The sequence below is a fragment of the Agrobacterium sp. GW821-FHT02D03 genome (assembly GCF_059421725.1).
In genome coordinates, this window is sequence record NZ_JBWKVN010000001.1 from 2,824,832 (window position 1) to 2,845,239 (window position 20,408).

General features: G+C 57.9%; 22 protein-coding genes. 12 read left to right on the forward strand and 10 right to left on the reverse strand.

Annotated features, from left to right (window positions below; all coding sequences use genetic code 11):
- Positions 1-165: 165 nt before the first annotated feature.
- The 6 genes from lspA to sppA form a co-directional block, all read right to left on the reverse strand.
- Positions 166-660 carry a signal peptidase II gene (gene lspA, locus AC07U5_RS13440; RefSeq protein ID WP_062427114.1) on the reverse strand — a complete coding sequence of 165 codons (495 nt, stop codon included), beginning with the start codon at positions 658-660 and terminating at the stop codon, positions 166-168.
- Positions 660-1,517: a TrmH family RNA methyltransferase gene (locus tag AC07U5_RS13445; RefSeq protein WP_494723219.1), complete on the reverse strand. Its 858-nt coding sequence runs from the start codon at positions 1,515-1,517 to the stop codon at positions 660-662. The genes lspA and AC07U5_RS13445 overlap by 1 nt, the downstream gene beginning before the upstream one ends.
- A complete protein-coding gene (locus AC07U5_RS13450; RefSeq protein WP_494723220.1) occupies positions 1,514-2,647 on the reverse strand; it encodes an RsmD family RNA methyltransferase in 1,134 nt (377 codons plus the stop codon). Before AC07U5_RS13450 ends, AC07U5_RS13445 begins: the two co-directional genes overlap by 4 nt.
- 192 nt (positions 2,648-2,839) lie before the next feature.
- Complete coding sequence (locus tag AC07U5_RS13455; RefSeq protein ID WP_062443025.1) at positions 2,840-3,181, reverse strand: LapA family protein; 342 nt, start codon at positions 3,179-3,181, stop codon at positions 2,840-2,842.
- An 84-nt stretch (positions 3,182-3,265) separates the two neighbouring features.
- Positions 3,266-3,571: an integration host factor subunit beta gene (locus AC07U5_RS13460; RefSeq protein WP_062427118.1), complete on the reverse strand. Its 306-nt coding sequence runs from the start codon at positions 3,569-3,571 to the stop codon at positions 3,266-3,268.
- Between the two features lie 26 nt (positions 3,572-3,597).
- Positions 3,598-4,554 (reverse strand): signal peptide peptidase SppA, encoded by a 957-nt coding sequence (sppA, locus tag AC07U5_RS13465; RefSeq protein ID WP_494723221.1) that lies wholly within the window; start codon positions 4,552-4,554, stop codon positions 3,598-3,600.
- Positions 4,555-4,799: 245 nt separating this feature from the next.
- Between sppA and lptC the strand changes: the two genes are divergently transcribed.
- The 6 genes from lptC (at position 4,800) to ptsN (ending at position 9,956) form a co-directional block, all read left to right on the forward strand.
- Complete coding sequence (gene lptC / locus AC07U5_RS13470; RefSeq protein WP_062599197.1) at positions 4,800-5,465, forward strand: LPS export ABC transporter periplasmic protein LptC; 666 nt, start codon at positions 4,800-4,802, stop codon at positions 5,463-5,465.
- A gap of 12 nt (positions 5,466-5,477) precedes the next feature.
- The gene (locus tag AC07U5_RS13475; protein ID WP_062599196.1) at positions 5,478-6,050 is read left to right on the forward strand and encodes an LptA/OstA family protein; all 573 of its coding nucleotides are present in this window, start codon (positions 5,478-5,480) and stop codon (positions 6,048-6,050) included.
- Between the two features lie 16 nt (positions 6,051-6,066).
- Entirely contained in the window at positions 6,067-6,873 is an 807-nt protein-coding gene (lptB, locus tag AC07U5_RS13480) for an LPS export ABC transporter ATP-binding protein (RefSeq protein WP_376782202.1), read from the forward strand.
- 211 nt (positions 6,874-7,084) lie between these two features.
- Positions 7,085-8,626, forward strand: coding sequence for an RNA polymerase factor sigma-54 (gene rpoN / locus AC07U5_RS13485; RefSeq protein WP_494723222.1), 1,542 nt, complete (start codon positions 7,085-7,087; stop codon positions 8,624-8,626).
- A 224-nt stretch (positions 8,627-8,850) separates the two neighbouring features.
- Positions 8,851-9,426, forward strand: a complete 576-nt coding sequence (gene hpf, locus AC07U5_RS13490; protein ID WP_062427124.1) for a ribosome hibernation-promoting factor, HPF/YfiA family — start codon at positions 8,851-8,853, stop codon at positions 9,424-9,426.
- A gap of 68 nt (positions 9,427-9,494) precedes the next feature.
- Positions 9,495-9,956 carry a PTS IIA-like nitrogen regulatory protein PtsN gene (gene ptsN / locus AC07U5_RS13495; RefSeq protein WP_062427309.1) on the forward strand — a complete coding sequence of 154 codons (462 nt, stop codon included), beginning with the start codon at positions 9,495-9,497 and terminating at the stop codon, positions 9,954-9,956.
- 211 nt (positions 9,957-10,167) lie between these two features.
- Here the strand turns inward: ptsN and grpE are convergent, their stop codons facing one another.
- Together grpE and hrcA are read right to left on the reverse strand one after the other, a co-directional pair.
- Positions 10,168-10,800 carry a nucleotide exchange factor GrpE gene (gene grpE / locus AC07U5_RS13500; protein WP_062599194.1) on the reverse strand — a complete coding sequence of 211 codons (633 nt, stop codon included), beginning with the start codon at positions 10,798-10,800 and terminating at the stop codon, positions 10,168-10,170.
- Positions 10,801-10,966: 166 nt separating this feature from the next.
- Positions 10,967-12,058 carry a heat-inducible transcriptional repressor HrcA gene (hrcA, locus tag AC07U5_RS13505; RefSeq protein WP_062443036.1) on the reverse strand — a complete coding sequence of 364 codons (1,092 nt, stop codon included), beginning with the start codon at positions 12,056-12,058 and terminating at the stop codon, positions 10,967-10,969.
- 166 nt (positions 12,059-12,224) lie between these two features.
- On the opposite strand from hrcA, the gene rph reads away from it, so the two are divergent.
- From rph to hemW, 3 genes are read left to right on the forward strand one after another with little or no spacing between them, the layout of a single operon-like run.
- Positions 12,225-12,941 (forward strand): ribonuclease PH, encoded by a 717-nt coding sequence (rph, locus tag AC07U5_RS13510; protein ID WP_062427127.1) that lies wholly within the window; start codon positions 12,225-12,227, stop codon positions 12,939-12,941.
- Between the two features lie 13 nt (positions 12,942-12,954).
- Positions 12,955-13,599, forward strand: a complete 645-nt coding sequence (gene rdgB, locus AC07U5_RS13515) for an RdgB/HAM1 family non-canonical purine NTP pyrophosphatase (RefSeq protein ID WP_494723223.1) — start codon at positions 12,955-12,957, stop codon at positions 13,597-13,599.
- Positions 13,600-13,607: 8 nt separating this feature from the next.
- On the forward strand, positions 13,608-14,822 hold the full coding sequence (hemW, locus tag AC07U5_RS13520; RefSeq protein WP_112358717.1) for a radical SAM family heme chaperone HemW: 1,215 nt from the start codon (positions 13,608-13,610) through the stop codon (positions 14,820-14,822).
- A 45-nt stretch (positions 14,823-14,867) separates the two neighbouring features.
- Here the strand turns inward: hemW and ubiB are convergent, their stop codons facing one another.
- Complete coding sequence (gene ubiB, locus AC07U5_RS13525; protein WP_112358690.1) at positions 14,868-16,442, reverse strand: 2-polyprenylphenol 6-hydroxylase; 1,575 nt, start codon at positions 16,440-16,442, stop codon at positions 14,868-14,870.
- A gap of 35 nt (positions 16,443-16,477) precedes the next feature.
- Positions 16,478-17,254 carry a bifunctional demethylmenaquinone methyltransferase/2-methoxy-6-polyprenyl-1,4-benzoquinol methylase UbiE gene (gene ubiE, locus AC07U5_RS13530; protein WP_494723224.1) on the reverse strand — a complete coding sequence of 259 codons (777 nt, stop codon included), beginning with the start codon at positions 17,252-17,254 and terminating at the stop codon, positions 16,478-16,480.
- A 201-nt stretch (positions 17,255-17,455) separates the two neighbouring features.
- Between ubiE and mutM the strand changes: the two genes are divergently transcribed.
- From mutM to rpsT, 3 genes are all read left to right on the forward strand, one after another.
- Positions 17,456-18,358 carry a bifunctional DNA-formamidopyrimidine glycosylase/DNA-(apurinic or apyrimidinic site) lyase gene (gene mutM / locus AC07U5_RS13535; RefSeq protein WP_111850102.1) on the forward strand — a complete coding sequence of 301 codons (903 nt, stop codon included), beginning with the start codon at positions 17,456-17,458 and terminating at the stop codon, positions 18,356-18,358.
- 17 nt (positions 18,359-18,375) lie between these two features.
- Positions 18,376-19,149 carry an enoyl-CoA hydratase gene (locus AC07U5_RS13540; RefSeq protein ID WP_494723225.1) on the forward strand — a complete coding sequence of 258 codons (774 nt, stop codon included), beginning with the start codon at positions 18,376-18,378 and terminating at the stop codon, positions 19,147-19,149.
- Positions 19,150-19,370: 221 nt separating this feature from the next.
- Positions 19,371-19,637 carry a 30S ribosomal protein S20 gene (gene rpsT / locus AC07U5_RS13545; RefSeq protein ID WP_062427133.1) on the forward strand — a complete coding sequence of 89 codons (267 nt, stop codon included), beginning with the start codon at positions 19,371-19,373 and terminating at the stop codon, positions 19,635-19,637.
- The last annotated feature ends 771 nt before the right edge of the window (positions 19,638-20,408 follow it).

Consider the following 20,408-nt stretch of genomic DNA (forward strand, 5'->3'; position numbering starts at 1 on the left):
CCAACAATGCTGCGTTCCAGAACTTCCGAGACCATGGAGAATCGCCCCGCCACCGTTTGATCTTGGCGTCATAAATCACTTCTTGACGACAAAACAGTGACAGTTAGCCGCGTAAGTGACGTTGCGTAAACTAAATTTCGCGATCCGGTCTTGCGCAGCAGTCGTTCAGGTTTTCTTTCGTGCCGCCTTGGCCTGCAGCAACTCATCCAGAATGACGCAACCAGCACCGATCGTTATGAAAGAATCGGCAAGGTTGAAGACCGCGAAGGACCACGTTTCCGTGTGGAAGAGGATGTAGTCCACGACGTGCCCGTACAGAAACCGGTCGAAGATGTTTCCGGCAGCACCGGCGATGATCAGCGCAAAGCCGAGATGGGCAAAGGTGCGATCGGCATCCGTCTTTCGCCACAGCCAGATGACGAAGGCGACGATGAGAAGCCGCATGGTGACGATGGCCCAGCCTTCCATGCCCGACAGCATGGAGAAGGCCACGCCGAGATTGTAGGTGCGGTAGAGCGCCAGGAACGGAATGACAGGCACCATCTCCTGCAGAGGCAGATATTTTTCCACCAGCACCTTGATGATCTGATCGGCAAGCAACGCCAGAAGAATGAGGGCGATGGCGGGAGCGGGTCTGGAGAAGAGAGCGGGCTTGGCCATTACTTTACCATCGCGAGTTCGAGAAGATGTCGACGCGCTTCAAACAGCATGACTGCGCTTGCGATCGCCAGATTGAGGGAGTCGGCCCGACCCTGTTGCGGGATGCGGGCAAGCTGGTCCGCCTGCGAGGCAAGCTCCGGCGGAAGACCGGACTGCTCGTTGCCCATCAAAAGCACGACCGGCTTCTTCTTGTAGTCGATGGTGCGGTAATCCACCGAGCCAGCAAGATGGGTTGCGACGACGCTGACGCCGGCACTCTTTCTCCAGCTCAGGAACTCATCCACCGTTGCGCGTGCAACAGGCATCGCAAATACCGAGCCCATGGTGGCCCGCACCGTTTCGAGCGAGAAAGGATCGGTGCAATCGCCGACAAGAATGACTCCGGAGGCACCGGCGGCATCCGCCGTGCGGATGATCGTGCCGAGATTGCCAGGGTCGCGTACCCGGTCGAGCGCGACATAAGTCTCACCCGCAGCAGGCCGGATATCTCTGAGCGGCTTCCATTTCTGATCGAAGATGCCGACGACCATCTGTGGATTGTCGCGGCGGGTGATGGACGAGATCACTTTCTCGCTGACTTCCAGCACGAGACCGCCGAACGCCACCGTCTTGACTGCCGCCTGCTCGACCAGCGGCTTGCCCTTGGCGGCCTTGGCATAGACCAGTGTGCGGATTGTCCAGCCGAGTTCCAGCGCATCGATGACGAGCTTCAGCCCCTCCGCCATGAAGGTGCCGCTTTCTTCGCGGCCCTTCTTCTGTGTGAGGTTCTTGATGTCCTTGATGATCGGATTGGCGAGGCTGGTAACTTCCTTGACCTGCCCTACCCTGCGTGGGCCGTTTTCATGACGATCATTCATTTCGGCACCCAGCGGCTGAAGAGAGAGGTTGAAAGCACACGGCCCGGCGTCTTGCCATCAAGACCCGCTTCGCGGATGACGAGTTCGCCGGAGGTAACCTCGCCACCTGCACCGCGCATGGTTTCGCGCATCAACTCGTGCATCGAGTAGAAGCTGGCGCGGATGGAATAGGCGGTCAGCACGTATCCCAGCGCCTTAGGCGACAGGATTTCGCGGCAGACATCCAGCATCAGCGGCAGATGATCGTAGAGATCCCAGACCTCGCCATGGGTACCGCGGCCGAATTTCGGCGGATCGGTGAGGATGATGTCGTAGCTGTTGCCGCGACGTTCCTCGCGCAGGATGAACTTCATGGCGTCTTCGCAGATCCAGCGAATCGGCGCATTTTCAAGACCGGCAAGCGCCTGGTTTTCTCGCGCCCAGCCGATCGCCTTTTTCGAGGCGTCCACATGGGTGACTTCCGCACCGGCGGACGCCGCCACGAGCGACGCGACACCGGTGTAACCGAAGAGGTTCAACACTTTAAGCGGGCGATCAGCCTTTTCGATGGTTTGCTTCAACCATTCCCAATGAACGATCTGCTCGGGGAAAACACCCACATGGCGAAACGCGGTAAAGCGGCCGAGGAAATCGACGCCAAGCAGAGATAGCGGCCATGTCTCGCCAAGCGCCTGCTTTGGAAAACGCCAGCGTCCACTGCCTTCTTCGTCCGTATCCCCGGTAAAAATTGCATCGGCATTGTCCCAGACCCGTTCGGCGAGGCTCGGGCGCCACAGCGCCTGCGCCTCGGGACGAACGATGCGGTGCTCGCCATATTGCTCGAGCTTCAGGCCATTGCCGCTGTCGATCAGGTGAAAGTCACCAGCACCGAGCGACTCAAGAATGACCGGCACCTGCTCGGTCGGAAGGGCGCCGGAGCGCTCCTTCAACGGGCGCGGAGGTGCGGCTTCGACGGCGGGAGCCGAGGCCTGCACCTTTTCCTTGGGGGCGGTGGCAGCGGGGCGAACGTAATCTGGAGCGCGTGCGCGCGCAGGATCCTTTTGGCGAGGTGGCTTGCTGCCGGGCTTGCCTGAGCGATTGTCCTGTCCGGCGCGCGGTTTTGCGCCCTGGCGGTTGTCTTTCTTCTTCAACGACGGTCTTTCCACGTCTCGACGCGAGAGGCACGGAGATTGGCCGTACCACTTGCGCTTTCCAGTCTGCATCCCGGGCCAACGGCGGCCCGGATGCGGTTGGAAAGCGCATATCACTAGAATGGGGGATTATCAAAGGGCGTGGCAAAATGATGCGTCGTGGTGACGGATCAAAGAACCGAGAGCCGCCGCCTATTTTGCGGCAAGCTGTCTCGAGACGGGCGATGCCGTTTGCGTATTGGCCGCTGCCTTGGTGGCCTCATCGTGCCAGCGAATGGCTTCACGCGCCTCGAGGCGAGCGCGCTTGCGGTGCTTTCCCTGCGAAATCCAGGTCGCGGCAGAGCCCAGCAGAATGCCGAACAGAACCGACAGAAAAATGAAGACGAAGAAAGGTGCCGTGAAGGAGAGAACGCTGTCACTGGGTTGGAACGGATTGAGCGCCAGCGTCACACTCTCACGGTTTGCCACGCACAGGATGATCAGAATGATGGCCAGTGGCAGAAGGATCAACAGGTTGACGATCTTCTTCGACATTCAAGGTACTCCGTCTTTGGGGGCCTTCATGCAATCTGGACGAACGTCACGCGGCACTTAAGGATTGTCGAGCGTCGATTGCGCTCAATCCTCGTCTTCGACGTCGCCCATGCCCGGGTTGAGCCTTTCGCGAAGCTCTTTGCCGGTCTTGAAGAAGGGAACCCATTTTTCCTCGACAAAAACGGACTCACCCGTGCGCGGGTTCCGTCCAGAACGAGAGGGCCGGTTCTTTACCGAGAATGCGCCAAATCCACGAAGTTCGACACGATTGCCGGCAGCAAGCGCATCGGTGATTTCATCGAGAACCGCATTGACGATATTTTCGACATCGCGGTGATACAGGTGCGGGTTACGCGCAGCAACGATCTGCACCAGTTCAGACTTAATCACAGTTGCCCCCTGAAAGGATTAGGTTTTTATCGGCCATCAACCTGCCAAACCGAAACAAGACCGTCAAGAAACAACTTGTCGGTGCCGAGTTGGCGAGACGCTGCAATCGGGAAAAATTCATCCAAGCCCAGCATTTTTGCAAGACCTGCGACGCTGAAGATGGAAAAGGGCGAACGCTTCGATGGTGCCGTCCATTCGATGATGGGCAAATCCTTCTCCAGACCGCGGCTTTCGAAATAGGACTTGATCTCGGTTTCGCCGCCGAGCGTATCGATAAGCTTGACGGCAACGGCCTGACGCCCGGTGAAGATCGACCCATCGGCAAGCTTCAACACTTCGTCGCGCGGCAGCTTGCGCCGGTCGGCTACCAGATCGACAAACCAGTTGTAGCTGTCCATGACCATGTTGCGGATCATGACCTTCGATTCTTCCGGCGGCTCGTGGAAGGGCGAAGGCTCCGCCTTCATCGGCGAAGATTTGATTTCCTGCAACGACACACCAAGCTTGTCGAGGAGCGGTCCGACCTGCGGATACTGGAAGATCACACCGATGGAGCCGGTGATCGAGGTATCGCCTGCGACGATCGTGTCGCCAGCGGTCGCAATCATATAGCCGGCGGAAGCGGCGAGCGTGCGAACGTCGGACACGACCGGCTTCTTCTTGTCCGCTACAGCGCGGATCGCCTTGAAGATGCGCTCGCCGCCGTAAGTTGTGCCACCGGGCGAAGAGATGGAAACGATCAGGCCCTTGGCGCTGGTGCTGTCTGCAATTTTTTGAAGCCGCTCCAGGAGTTCGGTGTCGTCCTGAATCAGGCCGCTGATCTCGATCTTGGCGATATGCGGCCTTGCGCTCGATTCCGGCTCCGCGACAGCGAAGCGATAGACAACAAAGAGGGCCGCTATCAGCAAGAGAACTGCAGCAACCCGCCAGAATGTCAGCTTGCGGCGCAGTTGCCTGCGGTCTGCGATTGCCATCTGGTCCATCAAATCACCTTCGCTTCACGGCAGTTAAGCTTCAACTTCGCCTCGGGCATATGAACCTTGTAACGACCTCTTGCAAGCGCGTGAACTTGCAATGTGCGGTTTTTATAAAAAACACCCGGCTCTTGCGCTCTTTCTGATAAAAACCATATTGGCAGCGCAAGGCCATCGTGCCAAACACGTTAGATGAATATGTAAAGGTCTGTGTGCGACTTTAAGCTGTACTTGTAGACCTCCGGATTTGACGAATGCTCGAAAGACTTAATCAACCGGCACCGGGATTTTCGGTGGCTGACAATCTGCCCGATGCGTATGCTCTGGCGAAGCGTCACTCCGCGCGCGTAAAAAAGTTGAAGATCGGGCTTCCGATCGCAGCAGCGATCGTTTCGCTTGCTTTCATCGGTGTCTCGCTTGCCCGCACATGGCTTCCTGCCGAAGTGTCGCTGCAAAGCGCCTCGATCGAGGACGGCAAGATCGTCATGGAAAAGCCGGCTCTTGCTGGGCGCAACAACAAGGGTTTCGACTACTCTATGAATGCCGAGCGCGCGCTTCAGGACGTGACGACGCCGAACCTGATGACGCTTGAGAAAGTGCTGGCAGCCGTGCCGATGAATGACATCGTGGCACAGGTGGTGGCGCAGGAAGGCATCTTCGACCGCACGACAAATAAGTTGAAAATGACGGCGCCCTTTGACATCAATCTGAGCAATGGCCTAAAAGCCAAATTTCAGTCTGCCAATGTCGACCTGAAAGCGGGAACGATGGAGAGCGACCAGCCGGTCGACATCACCACGAAGGAAGGCTCGATTGTTGCGGAAAGCCTACGCATAGCCGATAATGGCAGAACGATTGTATTTTCGGGGCAGGTACGAGCTCGTATTGCTGCATCCACCATTCAGAACGCAGGCAAGTGAGAGCCCGACCAGATGATGCAGATTTCCCGCAACGCCCCCTTCAAGAGAACCGCCGGAATTTCGGCTGCCATTGTTCTGGCATGTCTTTCCACACCGGCCTTTGCTCAGAACACCACCAGCAAGATGGACGGCATGAAGCTTTCCAGCGACCAGCCGATTGCGATTGAAAGCGATCAGCTCGAAGTGCGCGATCAGGAGCACAAGGCGTACTTCACCGGCAACGTGAAGGTTGTTCAGGGAACGACCACGCTGCAGGCTGGCAAGATGACGGTTCTCTACAAGAACAAGGGCGACGGGCAAACGACATCGGTGACCGGCGGTGATGCCGATATCGACAAGATTTTCGTCGACAATTCCGTTTACCTGACATCCGGTACACAGAAGGCCACGGCCGATCACGGCGAGTTCGACATGGCCTCGCAGACCTTTACGCTTTCCGGCAAGCAGGTCGTCCTGTCGCAGGACACCAACGTCTTCACCGGCTGCAAGCTGACGGTGCTGATGAATACCGGTGAAGCCAAGCTAGAGAGCTGCGGCGGTCCCGTCCGCATCATGCTCGATCCCAAGTCGCAGAAAAAGCAGTAAGCCGCTCATCGTGAAAATGCCCTTGATTTCAAAGCTTCTTGGCAGAGATTCCGCACGTCCGTCGACAGCCGACGCGAATGCAGGCGATAAATCTCGCTATGAAGGCACCTTGATTGCCCATGGCCTGACCAAGACCTACAACACGCGTCGGGTCGTCAACGGCGTGTCGCTCGTCGTGCGTCGCGGAGAGGCTGTCGGACTTCTGGGGCCGAACGGTGCGGGCAAGACCACTTGCTTCTACATGATCACCGGCCTCGTTCCCGTGGATGATGGCAAGATCGCCATCAACGGCAATGACGTGACGGGCATGCCGATGTATCGCCGCGCGCGCCTTGGCGTCGGCTATCTTCCGCAGGAAGCGTCGATCTTTCGCGGCCTGACGGTCGAGGACAATATCCGCGCGGTTCTGGAAGTGCATGAGAAGGAAGAGAAGAAGAGAAACCGAAAGCTCGACGAGTTGCTGGAAGAGTTTCACATCTCGCAGCTGCGCAAGTCTCCAGCGGTCGCTCTTTCGGGTGGCGAACGCCGTCGTCTTGAAATCGCCCGTGCTCTCGCGACCGATCCGACCTTCATGCTGCTCGATGAACCCTTTGCGGGCGTCGATCCGATTTCCGTCAGCGACATTCAGAATCTCGTGCGGCACTTGACGGCACGCGGGATCGGCGTTTTGATCACCGACCATAATGTGCGCGAAACGCTGGGTCTCATCGACCGCGCCTACATTATTCATGCGGGCGAAGTGCTGACGCACGGTCGGGCCGACGAGATCGTCAACAATGCCGATGTTCGTCGCCTCTATCTCGGAAACAACTTCAGCCTCTGAGGGCCGCATTTTCCGGCCTGAAAGCGCGGAAGTCTTAACGGGAAGGTGATGATATCACAGCATTCCCGTCAAAGAATCTTGCTCTGCACCTCACTCTTGACCTTGACCAAACCCAAATAAAAAGCAATTTTTGGGCCAAGTTCTCCTTGTTTTGCCGAACAACAAAAATTTTCTGCAAAACGGGGGCGTGTTTGGGAGTCGAGTGTCCGCCATGGCCTTGTCAGCCAGCCTGTTGCTGCGTCAAAATCAGTCACTTGTGATGACTCCGCAGCTGATGCAGTCGATCCAGCTGCTTCAGATGACGCATATCGAGCTGGTGAGCTTCATCGCCCAGGAAGTCGAAAAGAACCCTCTGCTTGAAATTGCGGCAAATGACAGCGATCCTGGCGAAACATTCGGCAGCGACGAAGCTACGAGTTCGCAAGCCTCAGAGAGTATTGAATCGTCCCATACGAGCGAGACGGCGGAATGGTACGGCGATGACGCCCCTGTTCTCAACGAGGCGCTGGACACCAATTTCAGCAATGTGTTTCCGGATGATGAGAGCGGACGCAAGGCCGACGCGCCGGAGCTTCTCGGCCAATGGAAATCAATGCCCGGCGCCGAGGCTGGCGACGACTACGATCTCGATGATTTCGTTGCGCGCAAACCTAGCCTGCGCGACCACATCGCACAGCAGGTGCCCTTCTCGGTCACCGGTCTCACCGACAGCATGACAGCCGACGCTCTGCTCGATCATCTCGACGAGACCGGCTATATCTCCGCTGACGCCGTCAGCGATGTGTCAGAGCGGCTGGGACGGCCGGAAAAGGACGTCGAGGTAATCTTGCGCGTCCTGCAGAGCTTTGATCCGCCGGGTGTCTTCGCTCGCTCACTCAGCGAATGCCTGTCGATCCAGCTGCAACAGAGAGATCGGCTGGACCCAGCGATGCATGCTTTCGTCGGCAACCTCGATCTTTTGGCCAAGCGCGATTTTGCCACGCTCAAAAAGCTTTGCGGCGTCGATGAGGACGACCTTCTCGACATGCTGAGCGAGATCCGTGGTCTCAATCCGCGTCCCGGTGCTGGCTTCGAAACGGGTTCGTGCGAGACCATCATACCGGACATCATCGTCCATCCCTCCACCGATGGAAGCTGGTTGATCGACCTCAATCCGGAGACGCTGCCGCGCGTCTTGGTCAATCACAGCTATTTCACGGAAGTGTCCAAGGTGAAACCGCGCGCAGGGGAAGACGGCGAATTCCTCTCCACCTGCATGCAGACGGCCAACTGGCTGACGCGCAGCCTCGATCAGCGGGCAAGGACGATCATGAAGGTGGCGAGCGAAATCGTCCGGCAGCAGGATGCGTTTCTGCTGCATGGCGTGGATCACTTACGCCCCCTCAATCTGAAGCAGGTCGCCGATGCCATCAAGATGCATGAATCGACGGTCAGCCGCGTCACATCGCGCAAATACATGCTGACGCCGCGTGGCGTCTTCGAACTCAAATATTTCTTCAGCGTCTCCATCGGCTCGTCGGAGGGTGGCGACAATCACTCGGCAGAAGCGGTTCGTCATCGCATCCGCACGATGATCGCGCAGGAAGCGCCCAGCTCGGTTCTGTCCGATGACGATATCGTCGATCAGCTGAAAAAAAGTGGCATCGATCTGGCGCGACGGACTGTCGCAAAATATCGTGAAGCGATGAACATCCCCTCCTCCGTGCAGCGCCGTCGGGAGAAAAAGGCGATGGCCCGCATGGCCTCGGCTTGAGCCCTTTTATTATAGTTTACAAACACTTAAGATTGACAATTGACTTGCCTAGCCGACAAGGCTAGAAGCTCGCCGCAGACAAGGCGGGGGTCTGAAGAGGGAATTGCATTCAAGGGGCAGCGGCATTCGTCTGCAAAGGCACGAAAGAGGTCGCGAAACGCTTGGATGAGCGCTCAGCTTGACGTAAGCTGGTATACGCAAATCACTGAAAAAGGAAAAATTCCATGAGTGTGCGTGTATCTGGTAAACATATGGATGTGGGCGAGTCTTTCCGTCAAAAGATCGAGGACAATATAAGCCAAGCCGTTACCAAATACTTCGATGGGGGGTATTCCGGCCAGGTGACGGTCGCGAAGTCCGGCCAGCTTTTTGCTGCGGATTGCAAGATCCACCTCGATACTGGGGTCGTTCTGCACGCGGCAGGGCAGGCCAACGATCCGCAAGCCAGCTTCGACGCGGCGGCAGAGCGCATTGAAAAGCGCCTGCGTCGTTACAAGCGCAGGCTTAAGGATCACCATAACGGTTCAGCGTCCAAGGGGATCGATGAGGAAGTCGCCTACCGGGTGATGGATGCAGTCCCGGATGAGGATGAGGAAATCGCGGAAGATTTCGCGCCGACAATCGTGGCCGAGACTTCCAAACAGATCAAAACCATGACGGTTGCAAGCGCAGTCATGGCTCTCGATATGACCGATGAGCCAGTTCTGCTGTTCCGCAGCCCGTCGAAAGAACTCAACATCGTCTACCGTCGCAACGATGGAAACATCGGCTGGGTCGACGCGGCGATGATCAAGAGCTGAAGTCTAAGGACCCGGAAGGCGCCCTCAAGCGTCTTCCGGTTCGTCTCGATGGCATGAAGGAAAAAGAAATGGCATTGGCAGATTTGCTGCACCAAGATGCGATTATTCCCGCGCTAAAGGTCAATTCCAAGAAGCAACTCCTTCAGGAACTGGCAGCAAAGGCATCCCGTATCACCGGGGTTTCCGAGCGGGACGTATTCGACGTCATCTTGCAGCGTGAGCGGCTCGGCTCCACCGGCGTCGGTCATGGCATTGCCATTCCCCATGGAAAGCTCAGCAGCATTTCCTCCATTACCGGCGTTTTCGCGCGCCTGGAAACACCCGTCGACTTCGAAGCACTCGACGACCAGCCGGTCGATCTCGTGTTTCTTCTGCTCGCGCCGGAAGGTGCTGGCGCCGACCACCTGAAAGCCCTGTCGCGGATTGCCCGCGTTCTGCGCGACCCGGAACTGGTGGCGAAACTGCGCGCGACTGATTCCGATACCGCGATCTACACATTTCTTAACCAGGAGCAGGTGAACGCGGCCTGAACGCCAAGCCTGGGTTCACGCGAACATAGCCCTGACGTTTAAAGCGCCGTGCGTCCTATTGGACGCACGGCGCTTTACCTTTTTGAATCGACGCATCGTGCTTTCCGAAAATCGAGACCGCTTTTCGGGCCGATGTTGTAAAACAAAGGCCCGGATATCGATCAGATATCCGGGCCTTTTGCTATTGATCAGATGAAGACGAAGAAGGCGCTCAGGCGTCTTTCTCGTTGAGACCGCTCGTGCCGGGCTCAGCACCTGCCGGCGCTTCAACCTTCGGTCCACCCTTGGCGACGCCGACCATGGCGGGACGCAGAACGCGCTCGCCGATGGTAAAGCCAGCCTGCACCACTTGGACGACCGTGTTGTTCGGCACGGTGGTATTCGGGATTTCGAACATGGCCTGATGGAAGTTCGGATCAAACTTCTCACCCTCGGCATCGATCTTCTTCACGCCGTGACGCTCAAGTGCGGAGAGCATGGAACGTTCCGTCATATCGACGCCTTCGATCAGACCCTTGATATTGGCTTCGGCACTTTGCTTCAGTTCTTCGGGAATGGTGTCGAGCGCGCGGCGAAGATTGTCGGAGACGGCCAGCATGTCACGCGCGAAGCCGGCAACGGAATAGGCCTTTGCATCCTTGACCTCACGTTCGGTGCGACGGCGAAGATTGTCCATCTCAGCGGCCAGACGCAGGAATTTGTCGCGAAGATCGGCGTTTTCCGCCTTCAGCACATCGATCGGATCGGGTTCTGCCTGCTCCGGCACCGCATTCTCCGCCGTGGTCGCTTCCACTGCTTCGTCGGCAGCGCCTGCGTCAGGTCCGGTCTTGTTGGTGTCAGTCATGACGTTCTCCAAATTACATGTGTATTGTGGCTTGCAATGAGATTGAGCCCGATATCGAGCTTTGCCATGCAAAAATCAAGGCTTACGGGAAAAAGGAGCGGTTTTTCAAGCGACCTGCGCGGGTAGACCGTTTCCTTTTCAGATGGAAACGTCAAATGGAAACGCTCTAACGTCGCTTGGTGGAAAGCCGCGCCATGATCTGGGCGGTGTAATCCACCATCGGCACGATGCGGGAATAGTTCAGCCGTGTCGGGCCGATCACCCCGACAGCGCCTACGACCCGGTTCTCGTCGTCTTTGTAGGGTGCGACGATCAGCGATGAGCCCGACAGGGAAAACAACTTATTTTCCGAGCCGATGAAAATCCTGACCCCGGAGCCGGTCTCTGCCAGATTGAGGATCTCGATCAGGTTTTCCTTGCGCTCCAGATCGTCGAAAAGAAGACGAACGCGGTCGATATCTTCTTCGCCGGCAAGCCCCTCGAGAAGATTGGAGCGGCCGCGCACGATCAGGCGCCCGAGCTTGCCTTCCTCATTGTCACCGGACCAGACGGCAAGGCCCCGCTCGACCAGATCCTGAGCCAGCGTGCTCAGCGCGCTTTGAAGCTCGTTCTTCTGTCGGGCTATCTGGCTTCGCAGTTCCGGCAAGGTCTGGCCGCCGAGATGCGCGTTGATGAAGTTGGCGGCCTCGGTCAATTGCGACGAAGTGATGCCGGCCGGCAGCTCGATGATGCGGTTTTCGACCTGGTTATGGTCGCCGACCAGAACGGCGAGCGCCTTGGTTGGCTCCAGCCGGATGAACTCCACATGTTTGAGGACGGCATCGTTCTTGGCGGTCAGCACCAGCCCTGCCCCGCGCGACATGCCGGAGAGCATGCTGCTTGCCTCATACAGCAGGCCTTCGAGAGACTGTTCGCGCCCGGAGATCGGGCCGATATGCCGGTCGATATTGGCGCGCTCGGCCTCTGGCAGTTCGCCCACCTGCATGAAGGCATCGACGAAGAAGCGAAGCCCGGTCTGGGTCGGCAGGCGTCCGGCACTGACATGCGGCGAATAAATGAGACCGAGTTCCTCCAGATCGCTCATGACGTTACGCACAGACGCTGGCGACAGCGACATGGGAAGCAGGCGAGAGAGACTACGCGAACCGAGCGGTTCGCCCGTTTCCAGATAGCCTTCCACAATGCGCCTGAAGATTTCGCGTGAGCGATCGTCCAGAAGCGCACCTGGCTCTTTGCCGATGGGGGGTGTTATGCCCATGCCGCTCGTTTTTCCCCAAGCTGTTTTTGACTGTGTTGAATATAGTCACTCGGTCTTCCAAGTGAAAACGGAAATTCGGCTCTAAGCCCTGCTCGTCCGCTTTTCCTTTGCAAAAGCGTCGCCCTGACCGTAGAAGGCGGGAAGTTAAGAGACGGAGAGAAACGATATGCGGCCCTCAGGCAGAAAAACCGACCAGATGCGTAAGGTATCCTTCGAGCGTAACTTCTCCAAGCACGCCGAAGGCTCCTGTCTCGTCAAATTCGGCGATACGCATGTTCTGGTCACCGCCAGCCTCGAGGAAAAGACGCCGCCGTGGCTGCGCAACAGTGGCAAAGGCTGGGTTACAGCTGAATATGGCATGCTTCCCCGCTCCACCAACGAGCGCATGAAGCGCGAAGCATCGTCCGGCAAGCAAGGCGGTAGAACGCAGGAAATCCAGCGCCTGATCGGCCGTTCGCTGCGCGCAGTCGTTGATCTGCAAGCCCTTGGCGAACGCCAGATCAGCATCGACTGCGACGTCATCCAGGCCGATGGTGGTACGCGTACCGCCTCCATCACCGGTGCCTGGATTGCCCTTCACGACTGCCTGAAGTGGATGGAAAGCCGCAACATGCTGAAGGTCGAAAAGGTTCTGAAGGATCATATCGCCGCCATCTCCTGCGGCATCTTCGCCAATCAGCCGGTGATCGATCTCGATTACCTGGAAGACTCCTCTGCGGAAACAGACGCCAACTTCGTCATCACCGGCTCTGGCGGCATCGTCGAGATTCAGGGCACCGCCGAGGGTAAGCCATTCTCGGAAGAAGAATTCCTGACCCTGCTTGGCCTTGCCAAGGCTGGCTGTGCGGAACTCGTCGAGATGCAGAAGCAGGCAATCGCCTGAACGGGACAAGACCATGCGCAAGCTTGATACCAGAACCATCGTCGTTGCCAGCCACAACAAGGGCAAGATTGCCGAAATCGCCGACCTGATCGGCCCTCTCGGCTTTTCGGCAAAATCGGCCGCCGAGCTAAATTTCGAGGAGCCGGCCGAAACCGGGACGACCTTCGAAGAAAATGCGGCGATCAAGGCGCTCGCTTCGGCCAAGGCATCCGGCATGCCCGCACTCTCCGACGATTCGGGCCTGGTGATCGACGCGCTGGACGGCGCGCCGGGCGTCTACACTGCGGACTGGGCGGAGACCGGCAACGGCACACGCGATTTCGCCATGGCGATGCAAAAGGTCGAAGACGCGCTTCAGGAGCGTGGTGCGACGACACCGGAGCAGCGCACGGGTCGCTTCGTCAGCGTTCTTTGCCTGGCCTGGCCAGACGGCCATACCGAGTTTTTCCGCGGTGAAGCGGAAGGCACGATCGTCTGGCCGCCACGCGGCACGAGCGGTTTCGGCTACGATCCGATCTTCCAGCCAGAAGGCTACACAACCAGCTTTGGCGAAATGACATCCGACGAAAAGCATGGCTGGCGCCAGGGCGATGCGACAGCGCTGTCGCACCGCGCACGCGCTTTCAAAACATTCGTCGAAACCTGCCTGGAGGCATGAGCATTACGATGACCGGGAGCGGCCTTTCTTCTGCGCCCGGCGCACATCCGTCCGGATATGCGGACCTTCTGCCGGATACGGGTGAGCCCGGCTTCGGCATCTATGTTCACTGGCCCTTCTGCGCGGCCAAGTGTCCCTATTGCGATTTCAACAGCCATGTCCGCCATCAGCCGGTGGATCAGGAGCGGTTCGTTGCCGCCTTCCTGCGCGAAATGGAAACGATGCGGCAGTTGAGCGGCCCGAAGGTCGTCACCAGCATTTTCATGGGCGGCGGCACGCCGTCGCTGATGGACCCGCAGACGGTCGGCGCCATTCTGGATGGTATCGCCCGTTATTGGCGCGTGCCGGACGGCATCGAGATCACCATGGAGGCCAATCCATCCAGCGTGGAAGCGGAACGCTTTCGTGGCTACAGGGCCGCCGGCGTCAATCGCGTCTCCATGGGCGTACAAGCGCTGAATGACCGGGATCTGAAGTTCCTCGGACGCCTGCATGATGTGGCCGATGCGCTGAAGGCTATCCGGCTGGCGCGCGAAATCTTCCCACGCATGTCCTTCGATCTCATCTATGCCCGCCCCAATCAGACAGTTGAGGAATGGGAAAAGGAACTCGAAGAGGCCATCTCTTATGCGGTCGATCACCTGTCGCTCTACCAGTTGACGATCGAGGAAGGCACGGCCTTCTACGGTCTCCACAAGGCGGGCAAGCTGATTGTTCCGGATGGCGAACAGTCGGCTGTGCTTTACGAGGCGACGCAGGAGATTACCGCACGCCATGGGCTCCCGGCCTATGAGGTTTCCAATCATGCGCGTCCGGGCGCTGAGAGCCGCCACAACCTCACCTATTGGCGCTATGGCGACTATGCCGGTATCGGCCCCGGCGCCCATGGACGCCTGACCAAGGGCGGCGCCAAACTCGCAACCGCCACCGAGCGTCACCCCGAAACATGGCTGCAAGCCGTGGAGCGTGATGGGCACGGCATGGTGGATCAGGAAATGCTGGGGCGTGACGAACAGGCCGACGAGTTGCTTTTGATGGGACTGCGGCTTCGCGAAGGCGTCGATCTCGCCCGCTGGAGCGAGTTCTCAGGTCGCGATCTGGACCCGGATCGCGAAGCGGTTTTACTGGAACACGGCTTTATCGAGCGGCTTGGAAATTCCCGCGTCCGCTGCACGCCGTCGGGAATGCTGATCCTGGATTCGGTGGTTGCCGATCTCGCTTAAGGGGCGCTCTCTAAATGCCCAGAGAGCGCACCGCTTGCCACCGGATCAACTAATCCTGACAGCGATATAGATCAGCGTCACCGCAATCACCCAGAGTGCCAGGCGACCCCAACGGGTGTGACGGGCTTCTGACCTGCCGATGGCTTCGGCCGTGCGCTCATCGAAGCGCAGGCCGTTTTCGCTCATATACATCAGTTCGGAATGCAGCTTTTCGGTCTTGGCCGCGATCTCGGGTGCCGCTTCCGCCAGCTTGATCGCTGCCTTCACGCCGTCCTTCAGATCGGTGACGATACGCTTTGGCCCGAGATTGTCGCGGATCCAGCCGCTGACGACGGGGTCTGCGGCCTTCCACATGTTGAAGCGCGGATTGAGGATACGTGATACGCCTTCGACGACGACCATGGTCTTTTGCAGCATGACCAGTTCGGGACGCGTTTCCATGTCAAAAAGTTCGGTGACTTCGAAAAGCAGCGTCAGGAGCTTGCCCATGGAAATGGTTTCGGCGGGCTGGCCGTGGATCGGCTCGCCGATGGCGCGGATCGCCTGAGCGAAGCTTGCCATGTCATGGTGGGCCGGTACGTAACCCGCTTCGAAATGCACTTCAGCTACGCGCATGTAGTCGCGCGTGATGAAGCCATAAAGGATTTCCGCCAGAAAGCGGCGCTCTTTTTTGCCAAGCCGTCCGGCAATTCCCATGTCGACTGCGACGATAATGCCCGTCGGATCAACGAAAAGGTTGCCAGGGTGCATGTCCGCATGGAAGAAGCCGTCGCGCAGCGTGTGGCGCAGGAAGGACTGGATGAGTGTATCGGCCAGCGCATTGAGGTCGTGACCGGCCGCCTTCAGCGCATCCGTATCCGACATCTTGATGCCGTCGATCCATTCCATGGTGACGACGTCGCGACCGGTGCGTTCCCAATCCACTTCCGGCACGCGAAAGCCGGGATCACCTTTGGTATTTTCGGCAAGCTCGGAAAGAGCGGCCGCCTCGAGGCGAAGGTCCATCTCTATCTTGGTGGTCTGCTCCAGCGTCTTGGTGACCTCGACGGGTCGCAGACGCCGGGCGGAGCGGACGAAACGCTGCTGCAGATCGGCCACCAGATACATGGCTTCCAGATCGTCCTGGAAGCGCTGGCGCACACCAGGGCGAATAACCTTGACCGCCACCTTCTTGCGCCCAGACGGCGTATCGATGACGGCTGGGTGAACCTGCGCAATGGAGGCTGCGGCTATTGGATCGCCGAATTCCACGTAAAGCTCAGAGATCGGACGACCGAGCGAGCCTTCGATATTGGCCTTGGCGGCAGCAACGGGAAAGAAATCCATGCGGTCCTGCAGACCGGCCAGATCTTCGGCAAAGTCCGCGCCAACCACATCCGGCCGGGTGGCCAGAAACTGGCCCATCTTGACATAGGACGGTCCAAGACGGCTGACAGCCTTCGAAAGTCGATCGCTGCGCTCACTTCTCAATGCCTTGTTGCGCGCCAGAGGCTTCAACATGCCCTTGACGAATTTGGCAGAGGCGGGCAGCCCCTCGTCGGGCAGCGCCAGAACCACACCCTCGCGGACGAGAACCCAGCCAACCTTGGCGAGTCGAAAATATGCGCCAAGCGTGCTCATGCGAATGCCCTGCTATGTCCTGGAAATGCCATCGATCAGAGTTTCCAGCCGGAATGCAGCGCGGCAATTCCGCCGGTATAGTTGGTGTAGCTGACGCGCGAGAAACCCGCGGTCCGGATCATGGCGGCAAAATCATCCTGCCGTGGGAATTTGCGGATCGACTCGACCAGATACTGGTAGGGCTCGGCGTCGCCGGTGATCATCTTGCCAAATTGCGGAATGGCGTTGAAGGACCAGGCATCATAAACCTTGTCGAGGAGCGGCATTTCCACTTCGGAAAATTCTAGCACCAGAAGACGTCCGCCGCGCTTCAGCACACGATAGGCTTCCGACAGCGCCACATCGATGCGCGGCACGTTGCGTATGCCGAAGGCGACCGTATAGGCATCGAAGCTGTTGGCCTCGAAGGGCAGTTCTTCGGCATTGGCCTCGACGAAGGTCAGATTTTCCGTCAGGCGTTTCTTGGCCGCCCGCTCCTCGCCGACGCCGAGCATCGAGCCGTTGATATCGAGAACGGTGGCATGCGCCAGACGATTGGAGGCTTCGACGATGCGGAAGGCAATATCGCCGGTGCCGCCCGCCACATCGAGAACTTTGTAGGAAGGGTCCTTGCGGGGCGAAAGTGAAGCGACCATGGCGTCTTTCCAAACCCGGTGCAGGCCGGCTGACATCACGTCATTCATGATGTCATAGCGCTTGGCAACCTTATGGAAGACGTCATTGACCATGCCCTGCTTCTGGCCTTCATTGACCTGACGGAAGCCATAGGAGGTTTCCATACCGCCTTCGGCTGTCGTGCGGGCTTCGGTCATGATCAGTCTCCATTCCTCAATGACAACTAGAGTACCGTGCGTTCTTTAAGACGCACAAAGGACTCTAACTCTTTAAACCAACACATAGCGGAAACGGCTCTGCAACGCTATCTGTTGCACAATAGATATGGCCCGCGACATGTATGTGTGCCGTCTATAGACCACAAGGTCGCCGCGATAAACAGACGTGAAGAGAGTGCCATGCCTGAATTGCCTGAAGTGGAAACCGTTCGACGCGGCTTAGCGCCCGTTATGGAAGGCGCGCGGATCGAACGACTGCTCCTCACGCGCCCGGACTTACGTTTTCCCTTTCCGGAAGGCTTTGCCGAACTCGTGGAAGGTCGCGAGATCCTGTCGCTCGGGCGCCGGGCAAAGTATCTGCTGATCGAACTCGACAATGGCCTGACCATCGTCTCGCATCTCGGAATGTCCGGTTCGTTCCGCATCGAAAGCCGGAATGAAGCCGAGACACCCGGTGAGACGCCCGGCGAGTTTCACCACCCGCGCTCCAAGGATGGCAAGCACGACCATGTGATCTTTCATCTGACGCGCGGCGCAGACAAGACCCGCGTCATCTATAACGACCCGCGCCGTTTCGGCTTCATGCATCTGGTGCGCCGTGCCGATATCGACCTTTACCCGGCCTTCGCCGGTCTCGGTCCCGAGCCGACCGGAAATGCTCTGAGCGCCGACTACCTTGCCAGCCGGTTTGAGGGAAAGACGCAGCCGCTCAAAGGTGCCCTGCTCGACCAGAAACTCATTGCGGGGCTTGGCAATATCTATGTGTGCGAAGCGCTGTGGCGCTCCCATCTCTCCCCGCTTCGTGCGGCATCGACCCTTGTTAACAAAAAGGGAAAGCCGAAGCCTGCTCTGGAAGAGTTGACGCGGCACATACGCGACGTCATCGCCGATGCGATTGCAGCCGGCGGCTCGTCGCTGCGCGATCATATCCAGACCGACGGCTCGCTTGGATATTTCCAACATTCCTTTTCGGTCTATGATCGGGAAGGCCATGCTTGCCGCTTCCCCGATTGCCGGGGTACGGTCGAGAGGATTACGCAGAGCGGACGCTCCACATTCTATTGCGCGGCCTGCCAGAAATAAGGGAGAGGAAGAAAGCCATGGATTACGAGACGATCATTGTCGAGAAGCGCGATGCCGTCGGCGTCGTGACGCTCAACCGCCCGAAAGCGCTCAACGCGCTGAACTCCACGCTTTTGAAAGAGCTACGCCATATTCTCTCGGCCTTCTCATCAGATGATTCCATTGGCGCCATCGTCATTACCGGATCGGAAAAGGCGTTTGCCGCCGGCGCCGACATCAAAGAGATGAGTACGCTCAATTTCGTCGATGCTTATCTTGGCGATTTTCTGGGAGGATGGGATGATGTGGCGGCAAGCCGCAAGCCGGTGATTGCGGCTGTCTCTGGCTTCGCGCTCGGTGGAGGATGCGAACTTGCCATGATGTGCGATTTCATCATCGCCTCCGATACGGCGAAGTTCGGCCAGCCGGAAATCACGCTGGGCATCATTCCCGGCATGGGCGGTTCGCAAAGGCTGACCCGCGCGGTCGGCAAGGCGAAGGCCATGGACCTCGTTCTAACAGGTCGCAAGATGGATGCCGCTGAAGCCGAGCGTGCCGGTCTCGTCTCGCGCGTCGTCACTCCTGAAAAGCTGCTGGACGAGGCTGTCGAGGCCGCAAGCGTGATTGCATCCCTGTCACGGGCCTCGGTGCTGATGGCGAAGGAGAGCGTCAACCGCTCCTTCGAGGTTTCGCTGTCGGAGGGTTTGCGCTTCGAGCGGCGCCTGTTCCAGTCGCTTTTTGCCACGGACGATCAGAAAGAAGGTATGGAGGCATTTATCGAAAAGAGAAAGCCGCTGTTCCATAACAAATAGGCGGCGGCCCCCGCCAAGCCGGTGTCTGCCGGGAGTCGGAATCTCGGTGTTTTTACGCAAAACGCGTTGACGGGCAGCGGCTTTAGGGTTATATGCCCGCCCACGGTTAGGGAAAGTCATCCGGCTTGTCCCAGTTACTCCCGCAATTTTGGAACATGAGGTCTTCGAACGACCCTATCCTGTGGTTGCGGATTTTGGTTTGAATTCGAAGAGAGGCATACATGGCCAATACAACTTCGGCGAAAAAGGCGACTCGCAAGATCGCTCGCCGTACCGCAGTCAACAAGGCTCGCCGTTCGCGCGTCCGCGGTTTCATTCGCAAGGTCGAAGAGGCCCTGGCAACTGGCGATCTCGCTGTTGCGACTGAAGCGCTGAAGGCTGCACAGCCAGAAATCCAGCGCGCCGCTACGAAGGGCGTCATGCATTTCAACACTGCATCGCGCAAGGTTTCTCGTCTGGCGCAGCGCGTGAAGGCCCTTTCGGCCTAATCCGGCTAAGACAATATTGTGATTGAAAAGCCTGGCCCTTCGGCCGGGCTTTTTCCGATTCTAACGACCTGTTAACGGTTTCGCAATGAGCATGACATTTATGCTTCAAATGCGTGACGCAAAAAGCTGTTTAATTTCAATAACTTACAGAAGGTCTTTCAAGAGACGCTATCTTTCCGCTGCGGAAGGCAGCCACAATCTTGAGTCAAGGATTTTTTTATTTTTCTGTCAAAACCGGCCTCAAAAATAGCTCGAAAATGAATCTCATTGATTCATAAGCGATTCTCCAAACAAGCCCGTCGGCCATGCAAAAGGCCCTCCACGAGTCAATGGCAGATCGGCTCAGCCACAGAAAAAACGCCATTGATCTCCGTATGCGATCCTGCCTAAATGCATCTCGACAAGGGGCGCGGATATCTATCCACAAGCTATCTCGAAACAAAGTTCGAAGGCGTAAGCTCCTTGCGGACGGGTTCTGTTCGGACCCGTTTTTTCAAGTCACTGGATGTGTTTGGCTACAACCTCATGGGTTGTAGAAAGATAGACGTGTGTCTTGGTGACGGGCGTCCGAGTTGTGATGTGAGAGTATGCATTGAGAGTAGCATGCCTCTTCATGATGGAGAGGTTAGCGGGATAGCCGGCTCGCGGTTGAAGCCTTGCGCTTCAGGATGGTTTTAGAGGGGCCATCCTTACGGGGACAGTAGGTGGGGTATCTCTGGCGAAGCTTGACGCTCTGCCAGGCTATGATTGGCAATTTGAAAGGCGGCAGGA

What these genes read in the sequence shown, in the direction of transcription:
- lspA (WP_062427114.1), bottom strand. Translation starts at nt 660, where the DNA reads ATGGCCAAGCCCGCTCTCTTCTCCAGACCCGCTCCCGCCATCGCCCTC.
- AC07U5_RS13445 (WP_494723219.1), bottom strand. Translation starts at nt 1,517, where the DNA reads ATGAATGATCGTCATGAAAACGGCCCACGCAGGGTAGGGCAGGTCAAG.
- AC07U5_RS13455 (WP_062443025.1), bottom strand. Translation starts at nt 3,181, where the DNA reads ATGTCGAAGAAGATCGTCAACCTGTTGATCCTTCTGCCACTGGCCATC.
- sppA (WP_494723221.1), bottom strand. Translation starts at nt 4,554, where the DNA reads ATGGACCAGATGGCAATCGCAGACCGCAGGCAACTGCGCCGCAAGCTG.
- lptC (WP_062599197.1), top strand. Translation starts at nt 4,800, where the DNA reads ATGCTCGAAAGACTTAATCAACCGGCACCGGGATTTTCGGTGGCTGAC.
- AC07U5_RS13475 (WP_062599196.1), top strand. Translation starts at nt 5,478, where the DNA reads ATGATGCAGATTTCCCGCAACGCCCCCTTCAAGAGAACCGCCGGAATT.
- lptB (WP_376782202.1), top strand. Translation starts at nt 6,067, where the DNA reads ATGCCCTTGATTTCAAAGCTTCTTGGCAGAGATTCCGCACGTCCGTCG.
- rpoN (WP_494723222.1), top strand. Translation starts at nt 7,085, where the DNA reads ATGGCCTTGTCAGCCAGCCTGTTGCTGCGTCAAAATCAGTCACTTGTG.
- hpf (WP_062427124.1), top strand. Translation starts at nt 8,851, where the DNA reads ATGAGTGTGCGTGTATCTGGTAAACATATGGATGTGGGCGAGTCTTTC.
- ptsN (WP_062427309.1), top strand. Translation starts at nt 9,495, where the DNA reads ATGGCATTGGCAGATTTGCTGCACCAAGATGCGATTATTCCCGCGCTA.
- grpE (WP_062599194.1), bottom strand. Translation starts at nt 10,800, where the DNA reads ATGACTGACACCAACAAGACCGGACCTGACGCAGGCGCTGCCGACGAA.
- hrcA (WP_062443036.1), bottom strand. Translation starts at nt 12,058, where the DNA reads ATGGGCATAACACCCCCCATCGGCAAAGAGCCAGGTGCGCTTCTGGAC.
- rph (WP_062427127.1), top strand. Translation starts at nt 12,225, where the DNA reads ATGCGGCCCTCAGGCAGAAAAACCGACCAGATGCGTAAGGTATCCTTC.
- rdgB (WP_494723223.1), top strand. Translation starts at nt 12,955, where the DNA reads ATGCGCAAGCTTGATACCAGAACCATCGTCGTTGCCAGCCACAACAAG.
- hemW (WP_112358717.1), top strand. Translation starts at nt 13,608, where the DNA reads ATGACCGGGAGCGGCCTTTCTTCTGCGCCCGGCGCACATCCGTCCGGA.
- ubiB (WP_112358690.1), bottom strand. Translation starts at nt 16,442, where the DNA reads ATGAGCACGCTTGGCGCATATTTTCGACTCGCCAAGGTTGGCTGGGTT.
- ubiE (WP_494723224.1), bottom strand. Translation starts at nt 17,254, where the DNA reads ATGACCGAAGCCCGCACGACAGCCGAAGGCGGTATGGAAACCTCCTAT.
- mutM (WP_111850102.1), top strand. Translation starts at nt 17,456, where the DNA reads ATGCCTGAATTGCCTGAAGTGGAAACCGTTCGACGCGGCTTAGCGCCC.
- AC07U5_RS13540 (WP_494723225.1), top strand. Translation starts at nt 18,376, where the DNA reads ATGGATTACGAGACGATCATTGTCGAGAAGCGCGATGCCGTCGGCGTC.
- rpsT (WP_062427133.1), top strand. Translation starts at nt 19,371, where the DNA reads ATGGCCAATACAACTTCGGCGAAAAAGGCGACTCGCAAGATCGCTCGC.